The organism is Brevundimonas sp. (assembly GCF_035998205.1).
GTDB lineage: Bacteria > Pseudomonadota > Alphaproteobacteria > Caulobacterales > Caulobacteraceae > Brevundimonas.
Map to the genome: position 1 here is coordinate 152,165 of NZ_DASYHT010000005.1, position 21,145 is coordinate 173,309.

General features: G+C 72.7%; 19 protein-coding genes. 7 read left to right on the forward strand and 12 right to left on the reverse strand.

Annotation, left to right across the window (positions count from 1 at the left end; genetic code table 11):
• Nucleotides 1-193: 193 nt before the first annotated feature.
• Entirely contained in the window at nt 194-331 is a 138-nt protein-coding gene (locus tag VGN74_RS08010) for an entericidin A/B family lipoprotein (RefSeq protein WP_327446910.1), read from the reverse strand.
• A gap of 110 nt (nt 332-441) precedes the next feature.
• On the opposite strand from VGN74_RS08010, the gene VGN74_RS08015 reads away from it, so the two are divergent.
• Nucleotides 442-2,121, forward strand: coding sequence for a thiamine pyrophosphate-binding protein (locus VGN74_RS08015; protein ID WP_327446912.1), 1,680 nt, complete (start codon nt 442-444; stop codon nt 2,119-2,121).
• Nucleotides 2,122-2,398: 277 nt separating this feature from the next.
• The gene (locus tag VGN74_RS08020) at nt 2,399-4,243 is read left to right on the forward strand and encodes a DUF885 domain-containing protein (RefSeq protein ID WP_327446914.1); all 1,845 of its coding nucleotides are present in this window, start codon (nt 2,399-2,401) and stop codon (nt 4,241-4,243) included.
• Between the two features lie 129 nt (nt 4,244-4,372).
• On the opposite strand, the gene VGN74_RS08025 is transcribed toward VGN74_RS08020, so the two are convergent.
• Together VGN74_RS08025 and VGN74_RS08030 are read right to left on the reverse strand one after the other, a co-directional pair.
• Entirely contained in the window at nt 4,373-5,059 is a 687-nt protein-coding gene (locus VGN74_RS08025) for a response regulator transcription factor (protein WP_327446916.1), read from the reverse strand.
• Between the two features lie 87 nt (nt 5,060-5,146).
• Nucleotides 5,147-5,839 carry a YggS family pyridoxal phosphate-dependent enzyme gene (locus tag VGN74_RS08030; RefSeq protein ID WP_327446918.1) on the reverse strand — a complete coding sequence of 231 codons (693 nt, stop codon included), beginning with the start codon at nt 5,837-5,839 and terminating at the stop codon, nt 5,147-5,149.
• On the opposite strand from VGN74_RS08030, the gene VGN74_RS08035 reads away from it, so the two are divergent.
• Nucleotides 5,838-6,518 carry a thiamine phosphate synthase gene (locus tag VGN74_RS08035; protein ID WP_327446920.1) on the forward strand — a complete coding sequence of 227 codons (681 nt, stop codon included), beginning with the start codon at nt 5,838-5,840 and terminating at the stop codon, nt 6,516-6,518. The genes VGN74_RS08030 and VGN74_RS08035 overlap by 2 nt on opposite strands.
• On the opposite strand, the gene VGN74_RS08040 is transcribed toward VGN74_RS08035, so the two are convergent.
• Complete coding sequence (locus tag VGN74_RS08040; protein ID WP_327446922.1) at nt 6,515-6,919, reverse strand: NtrZ family periplasmic regulatory protein; 405 nt, start codon at nt 6,917-6,919, stop codon at nt 6,515-6,517. The two genes, VGN74_RS08035 and VGN74_RS08040, sit on opposite strands and share 4 nt — an antisense overlap.
• Before the next feature lie 286 nt (nt 6,920-7,205).
• Here VGN74_RS08040 and VGN74_RS08045 point away from each other — a divergent pair, with 286 nt between their 5' ends.
• The 4 genes from VGN74_RS08045 to holA all read left to right on the forward strand — a co-directional run bounded on the left by VGN74_RS08045 (nt 7,206) and on the right by holA (nt 12,032).
• Nucleotides 7,206-7,649 carry a DUF3576 domain-containing protein gene (locus VGN74_RS08045; protein WP_327446924.1) on the forward strand — a complete coding sequence of 148 codons (444 nt, stop codon included), beginning with the start codon at nt 7,206-7,208 and terminating at the stop codon, nt 7,647-7,649.
• A gap of 43 nt (nt 7,650-7,692) precedes the next feature.
• The gene (gene leuS / locus VGN74_RS08050; RefSeq protein WP_327446926.1) at nt 7,693-10,281 is read left to right on the forward strand and encodes a leucine--tRNA ligase; all 2,589 of its coding nucleotides are present in this window, start codon (nt 7,693-7,695) and stop codon (nt 10,279-10,281) included.
• Complete coding sequence (gene lptE, locus VGN74_RS08055) at nt 10,281-10,769, forward strand: LPS assembly lipoprotein LptE (protein ID WP_327446929.1); 489 nt, start codon at nt 10,281-10,283, stop codon at nt 10,767-10,769. The genes leuS and lptE overlap by 1 nt, the downstream gene beginning before the upstream one ends.
• A gap of 207 nt (nt 10,770-10,976) precedes the next feature.
• Nucleotides 10,977-12,032, forward strand: coding sequence for a DNA polymerase III subunit delta (gene holA / locus VGN74_RS08060; RefSeq protein WP_327446931.1), 1,056 nt, complete (start codon nt 10,977-10,979; stop codon nt 12,030-12,032).
• 215 nt (nt 12,033-12,247) lie between these two features.
• Here holA and VGN74_RS08070 read toward each other — a convergent pair whose 3' ends face one another.
• From VGN74_RS08070 to rho, 8 genes are all read right to left on the reverse strand, one after another.
• Nucleotides 12,248-12,871: a class I SAM-dependent methyltransferase gene (locus VGN74_RS08070; RefSeq protein WP_327446933.1), complete on the reverse strand. Its 624-nt coding sequence runs from the start codon at nt 12,869-12,871 to the stop codon at nt 12,248-12,250.
• Complete coding sequence (locus VGN74_RS08075) at nt 12,850-13,743, reverse strand: ParB/RepB/Spo0J family partition protein (protein WP_327446935.1); 894 nt, start codon at nt 13,741-13,743, stop codon at nt 12,850-12,852. The genes VGN74_RS08070 and VGN74_RS08075 overlap by 22 nt, the downstream gene beginning before the upstream one ends.
• Nucleotides 13,744-13,784: 41 nt before the next feature.
• The gene (locus tag VGN74_RS08080; protein ID WP_327446937.1) at nt 13,785-14,603 is read right to left on the reverse strand and encodes a ParA family protein; all 819 of its coding nucleotides are present in this window, start codon (nt 14,601-14,603) and stop codon (nt 13,785-13,787) included.
• Nucleotides 14,593-15,207, reverse strand: coding sequence for a 16S rRNA (guanine(527)-N(7))-methyltransferase RsmG (rsmG, locus tag VGN74_RS08085; protein WP_327446939.1), 615 nt, complete (start codon nt 15,205-15,207; stop codon nt 14,593-14,595). Before rsmG ends, VGN74_RS08080 begins: the two co-directional genes overlap by 11 nt.
• A gap of 12 nt (nt 15,208-15,219) precedes the next feature.
• On the reverse strand, nt 15,220-17,103 hold the full coding sequence (gene mnmG, locus VGN74_RS08090; protein WP_327446941.1) for a tRNA uridine-5-carboxymethylaminomethyl(34) synthesis enzyme MnmG: 1,884 nt from the start codon (nt 17,101-17,103) through the stop codon (nt 15,220-15,222).
• 210 nt (nt 17,104-17,313) lie between these two features.
• Nucleotides 17,314-18,612 (reverse strand): tRNA uridine-5-carboxymethylaminomethyl(34) synthesis GTPase MnmE, encoded by a 1,299-nt coding sequence (gene mnmE / locus VGN74_RS08095; protein WP_327446943.1) that lies wholly within the window; start codon nt 18,610-18,612, stop codon nt 17,314-17,316.
• 163 nt (nt 18,613-18,775) lie between these two features.
• Nucleotides 18,776-19,015: a DUF6489 family protein gene (locus VGN74_RS08100; protein ID WP_327446945.1), complete on the reverse strand. Its 240-nt coding sequence runs from the start codon at nt 19,013-19,015 to the stop codon at nt 18,776-18,778.
• Nucleotides 19,016-19,168: 153 nt separating this feature from the next.
• Entirely contained in the window at nt 19,169-20,572 is a 1,404-nt protein-coding gene (gene rho / locus VGN74_RS08105; protein WP_327446947.1) for a transcription termination factor Rho, read from the reverse strand.
• Nucleotides 20,573-21,145: the final 573 nt, after the last annotated feature.

The window sequence follows — 21,145 nt, forward strand, 5'->3', positions numbered from 1 at the left end:
CCGCGATCCCCGGGTCAAGCCCGAGGATGACGGCCGTGAAACGGTGACGTCGCGATCCCTGAAAGGCCCCTCCGTCTCGCCGCTCCGCGGCGAGCCACCTCCCCATTTCATGGGGAGGAGAGGCGTTCTTTCCTCCCCATCGCAGATGGGGAGGGGGACCGCGAAGCGGTGGAGGGGCCCCACCAGACAGCCGTCAGTTCCGCGCCTCTTCGGCGGCGCCGGCGACGGCCTGACCGGCGGCGGAGACGTCGCGGCCGAGGCCGGCGACGGTGTTGCAGGCCGACACCGCCAGGGCGGCGGCGACGAGGCCGAGAGCGACGATCTTCTTCATGGGAATCCCCGTGTGCGGTTGAAGCCGAAGGCGTCAACGCCAAGCGTAGCCATTCGGTTGCACGCGCCCCGGCATGGCCAGATCGCGCCCGCCTCTGCTATCTCCCGCCCATGACGCGCCCCGCCCCCCAGGCCCCGAACACCGCCGCCCGCCGCCTTGTCGAGACCCTGATCATCAATGGCATCGACCGGGTCTTCTGCGTGCCGGGCGAGAGCTATCTGGCCGTGCTCGACGCCCTCGCCGACGTCCGCGACCGCATCCAGGTGATCACCTGCCGGCACGAGGCCGGGGCCGCCAACATGGCCGAGGCCTATGGCAAGCTGACCGGCAAGCCGGGCGTCTGCATGGTCACCCGCGGGCCGGGGGCGACCCACGCCGCCATCGGCGTGCACACGGCGCACCAGGACTCCACGCCGATGCTGCTGTTCGTCGGCCAGATCGCCCTCAAGGACCGCGGCCGCGGGGCCTTCCAGGAGGTCGACTACCGCGAGGTGTTCGGCGGCCTGGCCAAGTGGGCGACCGAGCTGGAGAGCCCGGAGCGCACCGTCGAGATCGTCGAGCGCAGCATCGCCACGGCCCTGCAGGGCCGGCGCGGCCCCGTGGTCATCGCCCTGCCCGAGGACCTGCTGGAGGAGGACGGCGGCCCGGCCCCGGTGCGGGCCGTGTCGCCCGCGCGCGCGGGGCTCGACCCGGCGGTGCTGGCCGAGATCGGGGCCCGTCTCGCCCGGGCCGAGCGGCCGCTGCTGGTGGTCGGGGGCTCGGGCTGGACGGTCGAGGCCGCCCACGCCCTGGCCGACTGGGCCGAGCGGCTGGGGATCCCGGTGTCCGGCTCGTTCCGGCGCAAGGACATCATCGCCAACGACCGGCCGACCTATGCCGGCGACCTGGGGCTGGGCTGCAATCCGAAGCTGATCGCCCGGGCCCGCGCCGCCGATCTGGTCATCGCCGTCGGCGCACGGCTGGGGGAGAACCCGACCCAGGGCTACACCCTGTTCGACCGCGAGCACACGGCGAAGGTGCTGGTCCATCTGCACCCCGGGCCGGAGGAGCTCGGCCGGGTCTGGCCGACCGCCCTCGCCGCCGTGGCCGACAACAGCCTCGCCGCCGAGGCCCTGACGACGCTTGAGCCCGGCCGCACCTGGGCCGAGGGGGCGGCGGCCCACGCCGACTATCTGGCCTTCTCGACGCCGCTGCCGGTGACCGGCCGGGTCAATCTGTCCGAGTGTATGGCGCATCTGAACACGGCCCTGCCCGCCGATGCGGTGATCACCAACGGCGCCGGCAACTTCGCCGCCTGGCTGCACCGCTTCTACCGGCACCGGGCCTGCCGCACCCAGCTGGCGCCGACCTCGGGGGCCATGGGCTACGGCTTCCCGGCGGCGATCGGGGCCAGGGCCGTCCATCCCGACCGCGAGGTCGTCTGCGTCGCCGGCGACGGCGACTTCCTGATGACGGCGCAGGAGCTGGCCACGGCCGTCCAGCACAGCCTGCCGGTGGTGGTGATCGTGGTGGACAACGGGACCTACGGCACCATCCGCATGCACCAGGAGACCCACTATCCCGGCGCGCCGCGGGTCATCGCCACCGACCTGAAGAACCCGGACTTCGTGAAGTATGCGGAGGCCTTCGGGGCCTTCGGGGTGCGCTGCGAGACCACCGGCGACTTCCCGGCGGCGCTGGCGGCCGCGCGGGCGGCGGCGAAGGGCGGGACCCCGGCGCTGGTGCATCTGATCGCCGACGCCGAGGACATCGCGCCGGGCCGGACGCTGACGGGGCTGCGGGGCGGGTAAGCGAACCCCTGAAGCTGAAGCGACATCGCTTTCGCATTCAAATGAACGTCACCCCCGGGCTTGTCCCGGGGGCCCATCGATCCGCTTGGCGCGATCGGTGGATCAGGCTGGCGCTACGTGAAAACCGCGCACGGCTGCGCGTGACCCCTCCATGGGCCCCCGGGACAAGCCCGGGGGTGACGGATTGAGGGGGTGGGGCAGATGCTTGCCACGCCCGCCCCCCGGCGCGAAGGTGCGGCCGAACGGCCGGCCACACGGCCGCACGGGGGAAGTGTCCATGCGTATCCAGTCTCTGCTCGTCGTCTCCACGCTGGCGCTGGGGGCGGCCCTGCCGGCCGCGCCGGTGCTGGCCCAGGCGCCCGCCGCCGCCGAGGCCCCGGCGGTCCAGGACGCCGAGCTCAACGCCTTCTTCGAACAGGCCTTCCAGGCGCGCATCGCCCTCAGCCCGCAGCAGATGACGGCGCTGGGCCTGAAGGTCGACTACGACCGGCTGGACGACGTGTCCGAGGCCGCCGCCGATCGGGCCCTGGCCCTGCAGGCGGCGCAGCTGGCCGAGATGCGGGCCCGCTTCAGCCCGGACCGGCTGAGCCCGCAGGCCCAGCTGTCGTACCGGCTGTTCGAATACGGGGTGGAGCAGGCCCGCGCCGCCGCCCGCTGGCGCAACCGCGGCTTCCAGTTCACGGCCAACGGCAATCCGACGACCGGCCTGCCGGTGTTCATGATCAACAACCACCGGGTCAGCTCGGTCAGCGACGCCGAGGCCTATGTGGCCCGCCTGACCGAGGTCGAGCGTTACATGGGCCAGGTGGTCGACACCCTGAACGCCCGCGCCGACGCCGGGGTGATCTCGCCGCGCTTCGTCTTCGCCCCCGCCCTGACCGCGACCCGGGCGGTGATCGCCGGGGCCCCGTTCGACGACGGGCCCGACAATCCGGTGTGGGCCGACTTCCAGCGCAAGGTGGCGGCGCTCGACGCCCCCGCGGCCGACAAGGCCCGGCTGCTGGCGGCCGGCCGTGAGGCCCTGACCGGCCCGTTCCGGCGCGGCTACGAGCAGGTGCTGACGGCGCTCGAGGCCGTCGGCCAGCGCGCCGATTCCGACGCCGGGGTGTGGCGCCTGCCGGACGGCGAGGCCTACTACAACGCCCGCCTGCGCTTCTCGACCACCACCGACCTGACCGCCGACCAGATCCACGACATCGGCCTGGCGGAGGTCGCGCGCATCCAGGCCGAGATGGAGGCGATCAAGGCCGAGGTCGGCTTCGAGGGCTCGCTGCAGGACTTCTTCACCTTCGTGAAGACCGACCCGCGCTTCCAGTATCCCAACACCGCCGAGGGCCGGGAGCAGTATCTGGCCGACGCCCGCGCCTTCGTCGCCCAGGTCATGGCCGTAGGCGACCAGTGGTTCCGCGACCTGCCGGAATCGGCGCTGGAAGTCCGCGCCGTCGAGGCCTGGCGCGAGGCGACCTCATCGATCGCCTTCTACAACGCCCCGGCCCCGGACGGCTCGCGCCCGGGCATCTACTACGTCAACCTGTCGGACATGACCCAGGTGCTGAAGCCCCAGATCGAGGGCATCAGCTACCACGAGGGGGCGCCGGGGCATCATTTCCAGATCGCCTACGCCCAGGAGATGGACAGCCTGCCGCGCTTCCGCCGCTTCGGCGGCTACGGCGCCTATGCCGAGGGCTGGGGCCTCTACGCCGAGCGGCTGGGCCGGGAGATGGGCTTCTACCAGGACCCGTACTCGAACTTCGGCCGGCTCTCGACCGAGCTGTGGCGCGCCGTGCGGCTGGTCACCGACACCGGCCTGCACGCCCGCCGCTGGACCCGCGAGGAGGCCATTGAATACTTCCGCGCCAATTCGCTGCTCAGCGAGCGCGACATCGTCAAGGAAGTCGAGCGCTACATCACCAACCCGGGCCAGGCGACCAGCTACAAGATCGGCGAGCTGAAGATCATGGAGCTGCGCGACCGCGCCCGCACGGCGCTGGGCGACCGCTTCGACATCCGCGACTTCCACGCCGTGGTGCTGGGCTCCGGCTCCATGCCGCTGGACGTTCTGGAGGACGTGGTCGACGCCTGGATCGCCGCCGGCGGGGGCGACCCGACGGCGGGGGCCTGACGAGGCCCCTCCGTCACGGCGCTGCGCGCCGCGCCACCTCCCCATTGCATGGGGAGGAGACTGACTTTCCTCCCCACGCAGTGGGGAGGGGGACCACGCGAAGCGTGGTGGAGGGGCGACGCCCCCCGCCTACGGCTGCAGCCGGTACCCGCCGGCGTCGGTGAGCAGCAGGCGGGCCTGGCCGGGCTCGGGCTCGATCTTCTGGCGCAGGCGGTAGATGTGGGTCTCGAGCGTGTGCGTCGTGACCCCGGCGTTGTAGCCCCACACCTCGGTCAACAGCTCCTCGCGCGACACCGCCTTGGGCCCGGCGCGATAGAGGTACTTGAGGATGTTGGTTTCCTTCTCGGTCAGCCGCACCTTCCGGCCCTTGCCGTCGACCAGCATCTTGGCCGCCGGACGGAACTCGTAGGGGCCGACGGCGAAGACCGCGTCCTCGGACTGCTCGTGGCTGCGCAGATGGGCGCGGATGCGCGCCAGCAGCACGGCGAAGCGGAACGGCTTGGTGACATAGTCATTGGCCCCGGCGTCGAGGCCGAGGATGGCGTCGGCGTCCGAGCTCTGGCCGGTCAGCATGATCACCGGGGTCGACACCCCGGCCTTGCGCAGCAGGCGGCAGGCCTCGCGCCCGTCCATGTCCGGCAGGTCGACGTCGAGCAGGATCAGGTCGGCGCGGGTCTCGCGGCCGAGCTTCAGCCCCTCGGCGGCCGTGGCCGCCTGCACCGGGCGGAATTCCTCGTGCAGGGCCAGCTGCTCGGCCAGGGCCTCGCGCAGGTCGTCGTCATCGTCGATGATCAGGAGGCTCTTGGGGCTGGGCATGGGGACAGAATGGCGACGCCGTGGGGCCACGCCAAGGCCGGACGTGGCGAAATCTCGTCGCGCCGGGCGGGACGGCCCGGTCGCCGGTCAGTTGCGCGGGCCGAACAGGGCCGAGCCGAGCCGCACATGGGTGGCCCCGAAACGCACCGCCGTCTCGTAATCGTCGCTCATCCCCATCGACAGCACCGGCAGGCCCTCGCGCGCCGCCAGCTTCGCCAGCAGGGCGAAGTGCGGCCCGGCGGCGGCCTCCACCGGCGGGATGCACATCAGCCCCTCGACCGCCAGATCCAGCGCCCGCGCGGCGGCGATCAGGGCCGGCGCCTCGCCCGGCAGGACCCCGGCCTTCTGCGGCTCGGCCCCGGTGTTGACCTGCACCAGCACCCGCGGCCGGCGCCCGAGCTTTTGGCCGGCGTCGGCCAGGGCCCGGGCCAGCTTCTCGCGGTCGAGGGTCTCGATGACGTCGAACAGCTCCAGCGCATCGGCGGCCTTGTTGGTCTGCAGCGGGCCAATCAGCCGCAGCTCCGGCGCGGTCCCGGCGGCGGCGTCCGGGCCCCAACGACCTTGCGCCTCCTGCACCCGGTTCTCGCCGAACACGGTCAGGCCCGCGGCGCGGGCGGCGGCGACGGCCTCCGGCGGCTGGGTCTTGGTCACGGCCACCAGGGTCACGGCGCCCTCGGGGCGGCCGGCGGCGCGGCAGGCCTTGAGGATCCGGCGCTGCGCCGTGGCGATGCGTTCCGCGATGCTGGACGCGGCGGGCGCGGCGGGCGAGAGATCGGCCATGATCCTGTCTCCTCAGGCCCGGGCGCTGTGGGACGCGGCCTGCGCCCTGTCGCCCGGTTCGGGGGCGGATGTAGGCGCGCCCGGCGCCCGCGTCAGCCCCGCCGTGCCGCCGCTGTGGTTCCTGACCGACCCGGAGCGCACCCCGGAGCCCTGGCGAACGGCCGCGCGCCTGCCGGCCGGGGCGGGGGTGATCCTGCGCCACTTCGGCCGGCCCGAGGCCCGCGACACGGCCCTGCGCCTGCGCGAGGCCACGGCGGGCAGGGGCGTGCTGTTCCTGATCGCCGCCGACCCGGCGCTGGTCGAGACGGTCGAGGCCGACGGGCTGCACCTGCCCCAGAGCTGGCTGGCGGGCGGGCTGGAGACGCCGCCCACGGTTCCCGCCGGCTGGCGGCTGACGGCGGCGTGCCGCTCGGTGGAGGCGCTGGCGCAGGCGGAGGCGATCGGGGTTGAGGCGGCCTTCGTCTCGCCGGTGTTCGCCCCCGGCGGCCGCTCCGCCGATCGGCCGGGCCAGACGCCGCTGGGGATCGAGGGGCTGACGGCGAGGGCTCAGGCCACGCGGCTGCCGGTCATCGCCCTCGGCGGCCTCGACGCGGCGCGGATCCGCACCCTGTCGGGAACCGGCGCGCGCGGGGCGGCGGCGGTGGAGGCGGTGCAGGCGGCCTTCGGGCCGACGACCTAGAAGCGGAAGATCGACTCGAGCCGCACGCGCGGCTGGGCCCGGCGGTCGCTCTCGGCGGCGCGGGCGGGGTCGGGCTCGGCGCGGCCGAGGCCGGCGGAGGCCCCGAGGCGCAGGCGCGGATTGACCCGGTAGTAGGCGCCGGCCTCGATGTCGCCCCACTCGGTCTCGCGACCGACGGGCTGACTGACGCCGAGGTCGAGACCCCAGCGGCCACCCTCGCGGAACTGCAGGACACGGCGCTGCGGCACGGAGCGCTGGGCCTCGGCGAGGCTGAGGGCCGGGCGCACGCTCTCACGACCGCTTGTGGCGGGCGACGTCGTCTGGGCGGCGGCCACGCCCGCGGTCAGACCCGCGGTCAGGCCGACCACGGCGACGGCGCAGATCCAGCCGGCGAGACGCATGACGCGAGCCCCTTCGAGGCGAGACGCCGGCCCCATGCCGTGTCTTCGGGCGAGTTAGACCCCCGGAGGGTGAACGGTCAATGAAGGCCGCAAGGCCCCTCGCGGTTCCCCTCGCGCGTGTGTCGCCGCCGTCACGGCCGGTCCGGCACCCGGTCGCGCGGGCTGCGCTTGTCAGGGCCCCTTTCGGGCATGCTATAGACCACGGTCTGGCGCGGGGTGGCGCTTCGCGGGCTTCCTGTCGCGCCTGATCGCGCGGTGCGACCCGCTGACGACGGAGAAGAGACGGATGGGCTTTGTTCGCGGCGCCTCGATCGCCCTCTCACTCGCCCTGGCGGCGACCGGCCTGTCGGCCTGTGGCGGCCTCGGCGGCGGCCGCGCCGCCGATGACGACGTCAGCGCCCGGCTGGGCATCGGCGTCAACGCCTTCCTGTGGCGCGCCTCGCTCGACACCCTGTCGTTCATGCCGCTGGCCAGCGCCGACCCCTGGGGCGGCGTCATCACCTATGACTGGTACGTCAATCCCCAGGCCCCGGACGAGCGCTTCAAGGCCACCGTCTTCATCCTCGACCGCCGCCTGCGCGCCGACGCCCTGAACGTCAGCGTCACCAAGGAGGTCCGCGGCGCCGACGGCCAGTGGACCACGACCCCGGTCGCGGCCCAGACCGAGTCGGACCTCGAGAACGCCATCCTGACCCGGGCGCGCCAGCTGAACCTCGCCGCCGGCGGCTGACCCGGGTCCGCCGCCCCCTTCCCGCCTTCCTTCAGGACCCGACGTGGCCCGCTACGACCCCAAGACCGCCGAGCCCCGCCAGCAGGCGCGCTGGCAGGCGGCCAACGCCTTCGCCGCGCCCGTCGCCGACGACGGCCGCCCGACCTACTATGTGCTGGAGATGTTCCCCTACCCCAGCGGGAACATCCACATGGGCCACGCCCGCAACTATGTGATGGGCGACGTGGTGGCGCGCTTCAAGCGGGCCCAGGGCTTCGCCGTTCTGCACCCGATGGGCTGGGACGCCTTCGGCATGCCGGCCGAGAACGCCGCCATGGAGCGGGGCGTCCATCCCAAGGCCTGGACGTACGACAACATCGCCAACATGCGGGCCCAGCTCAAGCTGCTCGGCCTGTCGCTGGACTGGAGCCGCGAGTTCGCCACCTGCGACCCGGCCTATTACGGCAAGCAGCAGGCCTGGTTCCTCAAGCTGTTCGAGCGCGGCCTGGTCTATCGCAAGGACGCGGTGGTCAACTGGGACCCGGTCGACAACACCGTGCTGGCCAATGAGCAGGTGATCGACGGCCGCGGCTGGCGCTCGGGCGCCCTGGTCGAGAAGCGCAAGCTGACCCAGTGGTTCCTGCGCATCACCGACTATGCCGACGAGCTGATCGACGGGCTCAAGACGCTGGACCGCTGGCCGGAGAAGGTCCGGCTGATGCAGGAGAACTGGATCGGCAAGAGCCGCGGGGCCACCCTGTGGTGGGACATCGCCGAGGCCCCGGCCTTCCTGCCGGCCTCGCCCGAAGGCGAGCCGAACCACGCCCGCGATCCGATCGAGGTCTACACCACCCGGCCGGACACCCTGTTCGGGGCCAGCTTCCTGGCCCTCGCCGCCGACCATCCCCTGACCCAGGCCATCGCCGCCCACCGGCCGGAGGTCGCCGCCTTCGTCGCCGACTGCGCCCGCTCGGGCACCAGCGAGGCCGATCTGGAGAAGGCCGAGAAGCTGGGCGTCGACCTCGGGGTGCGGGTGCGCCATCCGTTCGACCCCGAGCGCACCGTGCCGGTCTGGGCCGCCAACTTCGTGCTCTCGACCTATGGCTCGGGGGCCATCTTCGGCTGCCCGGCCCACGACCAGCGCGACCTCGACTTCGCCCGCAAGTACGGCCTGCCCGTCCTGCCCGTGGTGCGGCCCGACGGCGCCGGCGACGACTTCGCCGTGGCCGACGAGGCCTATGTCGGGCCCGGCAAGCTGTTCAACTCCGCCTTCCTCGACGGGCTGGAGGTCGAGGCCGCCAAGGCCGAGGCCATCGCCCGGGTCGAGGCCGCCGGCCAGGGCAAGGGCGCGACCGTCTATCGCCTCAGGGACTGGGGCGTCAGCCGCCAGCGCTACTGGGGCTGCCCGATCCCGATCATCCACTGCGACAGCTGCGGCGCGGTGCCCGTGCCCGACGACCAGCTGCCGGTCGAGCTGCCCGAGGACGTGACCTTCGACGTGCCCGGCAATCCGCTGGCGCGGCACCCGACGTGGAAGCACGTCAAATGCCCGTCGTGCGGCGCCGACGCCGTGCGCGAGACCGACACCCTCGACACCTTCGTCGATTCCAGCTGGTACTTCGCCCGCTTCGCCGACCCGACCGCCGCCGCGCCGATCGGGGCCGAGGCCGCCAACCGCTGGCTGCCGGTCGACCAGTACATCGGCGGGGTCGAGCACGCGGTCCTGCACCTGCTCTACGCCCGCTTCATCAGCCGCGCCCTCTCGGACGCCGGCCTGATGGACGTGCGCGAGCCCTTCGCCGGCCTGTTCACGCAAGGGATGGTGGTCCACGAGACCTACCGCCGCGCCGACGGGGCCTGGGTCGAGCCGACCGACGTCGAGATCCTGACCGAGGGCGGCGAGCGCCGCGCCCGGCAGCTGTCCACCGGCGAGGCGGTGACCATCGGCGACATCGAAAAGATGTCGAAGTCGAAGAAGAACGTGGTCGCCCCGGCCGAGATCCTCGACACCCACGGGGTCGACGCCGGCCGCCTGTTCGTCCTGTCCGACAGCCCGCCGGAGCGGGACGTGCAGTGGACCTCCGGCGGCCTCGAAGGCGCCGGCCGCTTCGTCCAGCGCGTCTGGACCCTGTTCGACGGCCACGATCCGGCCAAGGCCGGCGAGACCGCCGCCGACGAGTCCCTGCGGCGCGAGACGCACAAGGCCATCAAGGCCGTGACCGAGGGCGTCGACGGCTTCCGCTTCAACTCGGCCATCGCCAAGCTGTACGCCTTCGTCGCCACCGTGCGCGATCACGAGGCCGCCGGCGGCGCGACCCGGGCCGAGGCCCTGTCGGCCCTGGCCCGGCTGATCGCCCCCTTCACCCCGCACCTGGCCGAGGAAGGCTGGGCCCGGCTGGGGATGGAGGGCATGGTTCTCGACGCGCCCTGGCCGGTCTATGATCCGGCCCTGGCGGCGGACGACGAGGTGGTCCTGCCGATCCAGGTCAACGGCAAGCGGCGCGCCGAGATCCGCGTCGCCCGCGGCCTGGAGCCGTCCGAAGTGGAGGCGCTGGTGCTGGCTGACGAGACCATCAAGGCGAAGCTGGAAGGCCAGGCCATCCGCAAGGTGGTGGTGGTCAAGGACCGCATCGTCAATCTGGTGGTGGCCTGATGCGCCGGGCCGCCGCCGTCGCGGCCCTCGCCGTGGCCCTGCCGGCCCTGTCGGCCCTGGCCGGCTGCGGCTTCACGCCCCTCTATGCCGATCCGCAGCTGGGCGGCCTGTCGCGGGTGGCGGTCTCCGCCCCGGACGACCGGCTCGGCTTCCGCGTGCGCGAACAGGTCGAGGACGCCCTGGGCCGCACCCCGGGCGCCGCGCCCAGCCACCGGCTGGAGATCGCGCTGGACCCGCAGCGCCGCCCGCTGGGCCGGCGTATCGACGACACCGCGGTGCGCTACGAGCTGGTCGTCACCGCCGACTGGACCCTGACCCCCGCCGGCGGCGGGACGCCGGTGACCGGGCGCGAGATCGTCACCACCACCTACGCCGCCGCCGACCAGCCCTATGCCGCCATCGCCGCCCAGCAGGACGGCGAGGAACGCGCCGCCGCCGAGCTGGCCCGCCGCCTCCGCCTCGCCCTGATGCGGGCCCTGGCGGAATGAGGGGGCGGCATCAAGGGATCACAGCGGCCACAGCGAAGGCACGACGGGCACAGCGATGTGGCGGGGCTGCGCCGCAGGCGCCTTTCCTGTCGACGTCAGAAGGAAAGGCGCTTCGCGCACCGCAGCACAGGTCCCGTCGTGGTCGCTGTGACCTCGCCGTGCCCGCTGTGATCCCTTGATCCTGTTCTGCCAAAGGCAGACCCGCCCATGATCCTGTCCAGGCGCCCGGAGATCGACCGCTTCCTCGCCCGGCCCGACGCCGCGGTGCGGGCGGTGCTGCTGCACGGCAAGGACCGGTCCGGGGTGGCCGAGCGGGCGCAGGTGCTCGGTCGCACGGTGGTGGCCGATCTCAATGACCCGTTCAACGTCACCCTGCTGACCGAGGGCGACATCGACGCCGGCGACGGCCGGCTGGAGGACGCCCTCGCCGCCATGTCGATGATGGGCGGCCGCCGGCTGGTGCGGGTGCGGCTGGGCGGGTCGCTCAAGGCCGGCGTCGACAAGGCCCTGGCCGAGGCCCTGAAGCAGCATGCCGACGGGGCCTTCAACCCCGACAGCCTGCTGGTCATCGAGGCCGATGCGCTCGGCCGCGACTCCGCCCTGCGCAAGGCCGCCGAAGGCGCGACCGGCGCCGCCGCCATCGCCTGCTACGAGGACGAGACCGGCGACGTCGCGCGCATGACCCGCGAGGCCCTGGCCGCCGACAAGGTCGGGCTGACCTCGGATGCGCTGGAGCGGTTCGTCGCCCGGCTGCCCCGTGAGCGCGGCCTGATGCGGCAGGAGATCGAGCGGCTGGCCCTCTACATCGGCCCGGGGAGCGGCCGCACGCTGGATCTGGAAGGGCTGGAGGCCCACCTCGGGGTCGAGCCCGACGCCTCCCTGCAGGACGCGGCGCTGGACGCCTTCGGCGGCCGCGCGGACAAGGCCCAGTCCGCCCTGCGCCGGGCCTTTGCTGAGGGCGAGAGCGCCGTGTCGGCCCTGCGCCAGCTCAGCCTGCAGCTGCAGAAGCTGCGCCGCATCGCCGTGCTCACCGCCAACGGCGCCGGGGCCAAGGAGGCGGCCAAGGCCGCCGGGGTGTTCTGGAAGCAGGAGGCCGAGATGCTGCGCCAGGCCCGCTCATGGCGGCTGGAGCTGCTGGAGGAGGTGCACGAGGCCCTCTACGCCGCCGACGCCGCCGTCCGCTCCACCGGCTCCCCCGACCAGCTGCTCGCCGAACGCGCCGTGCTGGAGATCGCCGCGAAGGCCCGCCGGGCGGGGTTGTAGCAACTCCCCCTCTCCTCCCCCTTCATGGGGGAGGTGGCGCGGCGCGCAGCGCCGTGACGGAGGGGGCGGCGCTGGCTCCCCCTCCACCGCTTCGCGGTCCCCCTCCCCCATAAAGGGGGAGGAGAGGGAGGAAACCTGCCTGCGGCGCAGCCCGCGCGACGTCGCTGTGGCCGTTGTGACCTCGCTGTGGCCGCTGTGATCCCTTGAACCGCCTGCTAGGCGCCCGCTTTCCGCGCCAGCCAGATCGTCGCGTCGCCGGTGGAGGGGTCGTCGCGGATGTGGGCGGCGACCTCCAGACCGCCGGCGGCCAGCGCCGCGCGGTAGCCGTCGGCATCAAGGCTGGCGTGGTAGAGGGGCGCGCCGTTCCAGTCGCCGAGGGTCTCGCCCGCCGCGCCGCCGCTCGTGAACATGAGCACCCCGCCAGGGACCAGCCAGTCGCCGATCCGGGTCAGCAGGGCCGCCTGTTCGGGCGGGCGCAGGTGAAACAGGCTGTGCCAGGCGATCACCCCGGCGGCGGGCGTGGCCGGGCTCCACGTGCGCATGTCGGCGCAGACCCACGTCGGGTCCGGCAGGGCGCGCGCGGCCGCGGCCAGCAGGCCCTCCGAGGCGTCGACCCCCTCCACCGCCCGTCCCTGCCCGGCCACATAGGCGGCGATGGGCCGGCCAGCCCCGCAGCCGAGATCGATGATCCGGCCAGGCGGGGCGAGGGCCAGCATCCGGTCCAGCCAGGGCCGTTCGAACAGGCTGAGGCTGCGCCGGGCGATGAAGTCGTCGGCGCCATCGCGATAGAGGTCGACGACCGCCGCCGCGGCCGTGCTCAGCGCATCAGCCGGCGGCACAGGTCGTCGAGCTGTTCGAGCGTGCCGAATTTCAGGGTCAGGTCGCCGCGGCCGTCGCGGTAGGCCAGCTGCACCTTCAGCCCCAGCACATCGGCCAGGTCCTGCTCCAGCGCAGCGATGTCCGGCGAGGCGTCGCCGCCGCCGCTGCGCGCTTTCGGCGTCCGGGGGGCGCCGGGGCCCTGCACCGCCTGACGGGCCAGGGCCTCGGTCTGGCGCACGTTCAGCCCCTTGGCGAGCACCTCGTCGGCCAGGGCGCCCGGATCCGGCGCGGTGATCAGGGCCCGGGCGTGGCCGGCGCTGAGGCGGCCGTCGGCGACCATGCCGCGCACCTCTTCCGGCAGCTGCAGCAGGCGCAGGATGTTGGCCACATGGCTGCGGCTCTTGCCAACGACGCCGGCCAGCGCGTCCTGGGTGCGGCCGAACCGCTCCATCAGCTGGCGATAGGCCTCGGCCTCGTCGATCGGGTTGAGGTCGGCGCGCTGGACGTTCTCGATGATGGCGACCTCGAGCACCTCGATGTCGTCCATCTCGCGCTCGATCACCGGCACCTCGGTCAGGCGCGCCGCCTGGGCCGCGCGCCAGCGGCGTTCGCCGGCGATGATCTGGTACATCCCCGGTTCGCCCGGCCAGGCCCGCACGAGGATGGGCTGCAGCACGCCCTTGTCGCGGATCGAGGCGGCCAGCTCGTCCAGCTCGGTCTGGCCGAAGTGGCGGCGCGGCTGGTCGGGATTGGGCTTCAGGGTCTCGATCGGCGCGCGGCGCACCCCGCCGGGAGCCGGCTCGGCCGCGCCGGAGACCGGCGCCTCGACGGCGATGTCCTCGCCCAGCAGCGCCGACAGACCGCGCCCCAGACCCCGCTGGCGTTCACTCACCACTTTCCCTCACCCCTGTTCAGATCGTCTCGGGCTGCTCTTCAGGCCGCCGCCGCCTGGCGACGCTGGCGCTCGCGCGCCACCACCTCGCGGGCCAGCTTGAGATAGGCCTGGCTGCCGGCGCACTTGAGGTCATAGATCAGGGCCGGCTTGCCGAACGACGGCGCCTCCGAGACCCGCACATTGCGCGGGATCACCGCGTCATAGACCTTGTCGCCGAAGTGGGCCCGCACGTCGTTGGCCACCTGGCCCGACAGGGCGTTGCGGCGGTCGAACATGGTCAGGACCAGGCCCTGGATCTCCAGCGCCGGATTGAGGCTGCGCTTGACCATGTCGACGGTGCGCATCAGCTGGGTCAGGCCCTCCAGCGCGAAGAACTCGCACTGCAGCGGCACCAGCACGGCGTCGGCGGCGGCCATGGCGTTCAGCGTCAACAGGTTGAGCGACGGCGGGCAGTCGATCAACACATAGTCATACCGGGTCTGACCGGGCCCCTGCCCCTGCTTCGCCAGCCCGTCGCGCAGACGGAAGGAGCGGCGGTCGGCATTGGCCAGCTCGATCTCGATGCCGGACATGTCGGCGTCGGCCGGGATGATGTCGAGGCCGGGCACCGAGGTGCGCACCGCCGCCTCGTCCACGGCGCGGCCGTCGACGATCACGTCATAGATGGTCACCCGCCGCGTTTCACGTGGAACGCCCAGCCCCGTGGAGGCATTGCCCTGGGGGTCCATGTCGACGATCAACACCCGCTCGCCGATGGCGGCGAGGGCCGTGCCGAGGTTGATGGCGGTGGTCGTCTTGCCGACCCCGCCCTTCTGGTTGGAGACGGCGAGGACGCGGGTGGAACGCTCAACGGACACGGCGAAGTCTCCGGACGAGAACAAGCCGGCCGCGGGGATCGCTGGCCGACGGGAGAAGCTCGGCGTCGATCTGCCAGGATTTTCGGGCGTCGCGCAACTCGTCCTCCGCCCGCTGTCCCTTGAGGAACAGGCCTTGTCCACCGGCGACGATCCAGGGCTGTGCGTAACTGAGCAGTTTCTCCAGCGGGGCCACGGCGCGGGCGGTCACCACCTCGACCTTCAGGCGCTGGTCCTCGGCCCGGCCGTTGACGACCGTGGCCGGCAGGCCCAGCGCATCAACGATGGACTCCAGAAAGCGGCAGCGCTTGGCCAGGCTCTCGACCAGCCAGACGTGGGCGCCGGGCCGCCCCTTCAGAAGTATGGCCAGAACCACCCCGGGAAAGCCTGCCCCGGCCCCCAGGTCCGCCCAGGTCAGGGCGTCCGGTTTCACGTGAAACAGCTGGGCGCTGTCCCAGGCGTGACGGTTCCAGAAATCCGGCAGGGTGTCGGGCCCCACCAGATTCATCACCGCATTGCCCTCGGTCAGGCGCACGAGAAAGGCGTCGAGGTCGGCCATGGCCGCGTCGCTGGCGCCGGTGCGCGCCTGGAACTCATCGCGGGTCATCAGGGCGGCTCATCAGGCGGCCGCGTCGCGGTCGCGGCGGCGGACATGGGCGAGCAGGGCGGTCAGGGCGCCGGGGGTCAGCCCCTCGATACGGCCGGCCTGGCCCAGCGTCCGCGGCCGCACCCGGGCCAGCTTCTCCCGCGCCTCGGCCGACAGACCGCCGATGGCGGCATAGTCCAGATCCTCCGGCAGGCTCAGGGCTTCGTCGCGGCGCAGGGCCTCGGCCTCGACCGCCTGGCGGTCCAGATAGCCGGCGTAGGCGGCGTCGATCTCCACCTGCTCGCGCACGGCGGGGGTCCAGTCGGCGATGGCCGGGGCGGCGGGCCGGAACTGCTCCAGCGTCACGCCCGGATAGGCCAGAAGGTCGAGGATGGAGCGGCGCTGGCCGTCGGCGTTGACAGCGATGCCAAGGGCCCGGGCTTCGTTGGGGGTGAAGCGGGTCTCGCGCGCCAGAGCCTGGGCCGCCGCCAGCGCTGTCGCCTTGGCGGTGAAGCGGGCGGTGCGGTCCGCCCCGGCGAGGCCCAGCTCGACCGCCAGCGGCGTCAAGCGTTGATCGGCATTGTCGGCCCGCAGGGTCAGCCGGTACTCGGCCCGGCTGGTGAACATGCGGTAGGGCTCGGTCACACCGCGGGTGACCAGATCGTCGATCATCACCCCGATATAGGCCTGGTCGCGGCCGAGCACGACGGGATCGGCCCCGGCGGCGGCGCGGGCGGCGTTGAGCCCCGCCATCAACCCTTGAGCCCCGGCCTCCTCATAGCCGGTGGTGCCGTTGATCTGGCCGGCCAGATACAGGCCCGGCAGGGCCTTGACCTCCAGCGCCGGGGTCAGCTCGCGCGGGTCGACATAGTCGTATTCGATGGCGTAGCCGAAGCGGAACACCTCGACCGCCTCCAGCCCCGGAATGGTGCGCAGGAAGGCCAGCTGGGTGGCGTCCGACACCGAGGTGGAGATGCCGTTGGGGTAGACCGTCGGATCGTCCAGCCCCTCGGGCTCGAGGAAGATCTGGTGGCTGGTCTTGTCGGCGAAGCGCACCACCTTGTCCTCGATCGAGGGGCAGTAGCGCGGACCCCGACCCGACAGCCGGCCGCCATAGACTGCCGACTCGCCGAGGTTTTCGGCGATGATGCGGTGGGTCTCCCCGGTCGTGTGCGTCACGCCGCAGGCGATCTGCGGCACGGTGATCCGGTCGGTCAGGAAGCTGAACGGGACCGGAGCCTCGTCCGCCGCCTGCATCTCCAGCCGATCCCAGGCGATGGTGCGGCCGTCCAGCCGCGCCGGGGTGCCGGTCTTGAGGCGGCCCAGGGCCAGCCCAGCGGCGTGCAGGTCGGCGGCGAGGCCGGTGGAGGGATCCTCGCCGAAGCGCCCGGCCGGCAGGCGCAGCTCGCCGCGATGGATCACCCCGTTGAGGAAGGTGCCCGTCGTCAGGACCACCGCCCGCGCGGTCAGGGTGCGGCCGTCGCCGGTGACCACCCCGGCCACCCGCCCGTCGACCTTGTGCAGCCCCTCGGCCGTGCCCTCGACCAGCGTCAGGTTCGGCGTCGCCGCCAGCTCGGCCTGCATGGCCTCGCGGTACAGGCGCCGGTCGATCTGGCTGCGCGGCCCACGCACCGCCGCCCCCTTGGAGCGGTTGAGCAGGCGGAACTGGATGCCGGAGACATCGGCCAGCCGGCCCATCAGCCCGTCCAGCGCATCGATCTCGCGCACCAGATGGCCCTTGCCGAGCCCGCCGATCGCCGGGTTGCAGCTCATCTCGCCGATCGTGTCGAGGCGCTGGGTCAGCAGGGCCGTCCGGGCCCCCAGACGCGCCGCCGCCGCCGCCGCCTCACAGCCGGCGTGCCCGCCGCCGATGACGACGACGTCAAAGTCCAGGGTCGGGTCGGACAGAGAAATCATGGGGCCGGACACATAGGCGAAACGCGCCCGACTGGCGAGTCCGGCAAGGGGCGTGTTTCACGTGAAACGCTTGGGCAGGCTCTGGCCCCTCCACCGCCTTCGGCGGTCCCCCTCCCCACTCCGTGGGGAGGAAAAGCAGTCTCCTCCCCATGACATGGGGAGGTGGCGCGGTGCGCAGCGCCGTGACGGAGGGGCCCTCGCAATCCGCTCCTACTTGCCGATGCAGAAGCTGCTGAAGACCTCGCCCAGAATGTCTTCGACCCCCACCTCGCCGGTCACCGCGGCGAGGGCGTCGGCGGCGCGGCGCAGGTCGTCGCCGGCCAGCTCGGGGGCGTCGGCGAGGCGGGCGCGCGCGGCGGCGACGGCGGCGCGGGCGGCCTCCAGCCGGCGAAGGTGCCGCGCCCGGGTGACCGGCGGGAAGTCGGCTCCGGCCAGGTCCCGCGCCACCCGGTCGGCAAGGGCGGCCCTGAGCGCATCGAGCCCCTGCCCCGTCGCCGCGCTGACCGCCAGCCCCGGGCCCGCCGGCGCCGCCGCCAAGTCCGCCTTGCTGAACACCACCAGATCGTCCGGCCGGGCATAGGCCGCCGCGTCGCCCTCGAGGTCGCCCGGCCCGCGCACCCAAACCCTCAGGTCGGCGGCCTCGGCCCGGGCGCGGGCGCGACGCACCCCCTCGGCCTCGACCGGGTCGTCGCTGTCGCGCAGCCCCGCCGTATCCGACAGGCGCACGCGATAGCCGCCGATCTCCAGCTCGGCGTCGAGCACATCGCGCGTCGTGCCCGGAATGGCGGTGACGATGGCCGCCTCGCGCTCGACCAGGGCGTTGAACAGGGCGCTCTTGCCGGCGTTGGTCTCGCCGATCAGCACCACCCGATAGCCGTCGCGCACGCGCTCGCCGCGGCCGGCGTCGGCCAGGGCCGCGTCCAGCGCCGCGGTCAGGGCGTCCAGTTCGGGCCCGGCCTGCTGCGCCAGCTGGTCGGGCACGTCCTCGTCGGGGAAGTCGATCTCGGCCTCGACCAGGGCCAGGGCGCGCAGCAGACGGGCGCGGAAGCCGGCGTAGGTGCGGGCCAGGGCCCCGTCCAGCTGGCCCAGCGCCTGACGCGCCTGGGCCGCCGTCTCGGCGTCGATCAGATCGGCCACCGCCTCGGCCCGGGTCAGGTCCATGCGCCCGTTCTGGAAAGCGCGGCGGGTGAACTCCCCGGGCTCGGCCGGGCGCAGGCCGAGCTCGAGCAGGGCGGCGCTGACCGCCTCCACCACCGCCCGACCGCCGTGCAGGTGCAGCTCGGCGGCGTCCTCGCCGGTGTAGCTGTGCGGGGCGACGAAGCGCAGGATCAGCGCCTCGTCCAGAACCTCACCCCCATGGCGCAGGGTCCGCAGGCTCGCCCGGCGCGGCTCCGGCGTCCCGGCCCCCAGCCCCTCGAGCACGGCGACGACGCCTGGCCCCGACAGGCGGATCACGGCGATCGCCCCCCGACCGGGCGGCGTCGCAAGGGCGAACAGGGTGTCGGTCATGCGCTCCTTCCGGTCGGTTGGCGAGGTTCAGCCCCTCCACCACGCTACGCGTGGTCCCCCTCCCCACTGACGTGGGGAGGAAAAGCAGTCTCCTCCCCATGACATGGGGAGGTGGATCGGCGGCGAAGCCGGCGAGACGGAGGGGCTATTCCGCCGCCCGCCCCTACCCCTTCGCCCCGCCGGACACCGCGGCTTCCATCAGGCGGCGGAACTGGTCCTGGGCCTGGAGGCCGAAGCCGGCCCAGGTCTTCATCAGCTCCTCGGGCTGCAGGGCGGCGACATTGGCCTCCATGCGGCGCTGCATCTCGGCGACCAGGGCCTCGTTCAGCGGCGCCACGTCGGGCAGGCCCAGAAAGGCCCGGGCCTCAGCCGGGGTGCAGTCGATCTCGATGTTGAGCTTCATCTCCGCCTCCACCGTTTCACGTGAAACATAGACCCCGGGGCCCCAAGCCGCGAGCGCTACGCTCCTGCTGGCCTCAAACAGCGAGCCCCCGCGGGGCGAGCGGTAGGCCAATGCAACATGCCGCCCGCGGCGCGAGCGGTAGGCCCCCCAGGATCAGGTATTCATGCTCTGGAAGAACTCGCCGTTCGACTTGGTCTGGCGCAGCTTGTCGAGCAGGAACTCGATGGCGTCCTGCGGCCCCATCGGGTTCAGGATGCGGCGCAGGACATAGGTCTTGGCCAGCTGGTCCTTCGGGGTGATGAGGTCTTCCTTGCGGGTGCCGGACTTGAGCACGTCGATGGCCGGGAAGATGCGCTTGTCCGCCACCTTGCGGTCCAGCACGATCTCCGAGTTGCCGGTGCCCTTGAACTCCTCGAAGATCACCTCGTCCATGCGGCTGCCCGTGTCGATCAGGGCCGTGGCGATGATGGTCAGGGAGCCGCCCTGCTCGACGTTCCGGGCCGCGCCGAAGAAGCGCTTGGGCCGCTGCAGGGCGTTGGCGTCGACGCCGCCGGTCAGCACCTTGCCCGACGACGGCACCGTGGCGTTGTAGGCCCGGCCCAGGCGGGTGATGGAGTCGAGCAGGATCACCACGTCCTTCCTGTGTTCGACCAGGCGCTTGGCCTTCTCGATCACCATCTCGGCCACGGCCACGTGACGGGTCGCCGGCTCGTCGAAGGTCGAGGCCACGACCTCGCCCTTCACCGTGCGCTGCATGTCGGTGACTTCCTCGGGCCGCTCGTCGATCAGCAGCACGATCAGGATCACTTCCGGGTGGTTGCGCTCGATCGACTTGGCGATGTTCTGCAGCATCACCGTCTTGCCGACCCGCGGCGGGGCGACGATCAGGCAGCGCTGGCCCTTGCCCAGCGGAGCGACGATGTCGATGACCCGGCCCGAGCGGTCCTTCAGGGTCGGGTCCTGGATCTCCATGTGCAGCCGCTCTTCCGGATAGAGCGGGGTCAGGTTGTCGAACAGGACCTTGGTCTTGACCGTCTCCGGGTCTTCCAGATTGATCGTGTCGACCTTGAGCAGGGCGAAGTAGCGCTCGCCCTCGCGCGGGCCGCGCACGGCGCCGTGCACCGTGTCGCCCGAGCGCAGGCCGAAGCGGCGGATCTGCGACGGCGAGACATAGATGTCGTCCGGACCGGGCAGGTAGTTGGCGTCGGGGCTGCGCAGGAAGCCGAAGCCGTCCGGCAGGATCTCCAGCACGCCGTCGGCGATGATCTCCACCTCCTCGTCGGCGAGGGCCTTGAGGATGGCGAACAGCAGGTCCTGACGGCGCAGGTTCGAGGCGTTCTCGATCTCCAGCTGCTCGGCGAAGGCGACCAGATCGGCCGGCGTCTTCTCGTTCAGCTCGGCCAGGGTGATGCGGCCGTTGGGGACGATCGGCTCGCCGTCCTCCTCGTCGTCCTCGACCGTGGTGTCGACGCCGGAATCGCCGTCGGCGGCGCCCGTGTCCAGGGTGTCGAGCTCCGTCTCGGGAGCGGTCGGATCGGTGTCGTGGACGTCGGACATGGTGAGGACTCTGGGTCAGGACTCTGGGCGCGCGCAGGTCCGCTCGCCGGAGCGAGGCGGGGCGGCTAGGGATGCGTGGCCTCGCGGCCGGGGGAGGGCGACGGGTCCCGGGTCACAAGACGCAGGGGTCGCCAGAGAAAGGACCCCAGCCGAACCACAGGGGCGCAGCGGCGTCAAGCGGGGCGGGGGCGGGTGGGGCCGGTCAGCCCCTCCACCGCTTCGCGGTCCCCCTCCCCACTCCGTGGGGAGGAAACGCGGTCTCCTCCCCATGAAATGGGGAGGTGGATCGGCGGCGAAGCCGGCGAGACGGAGGGGCGATCAAGGGATCACAGCGGGCACAGCGAGGTCACAGCGAGCACGACGGGACCTGTGCAGCGGCGCGCGCAGCGCCTTCCTTTGTAGCGTTGGCAGGAGAAGGCGCCTGCGGCGCAGCGGCCGCCACGCCGTTGTGTCCTCAGTGCCTTTCGCTGTGGTCGTTGTGATGAACCGGCTACGGTCGGGCCAGACGGGCGGCGTCGGCGCTGACACCCCTCATCCGGGCCGCTCCGCGGCCCACCTTCTCCCGCAAGGGGA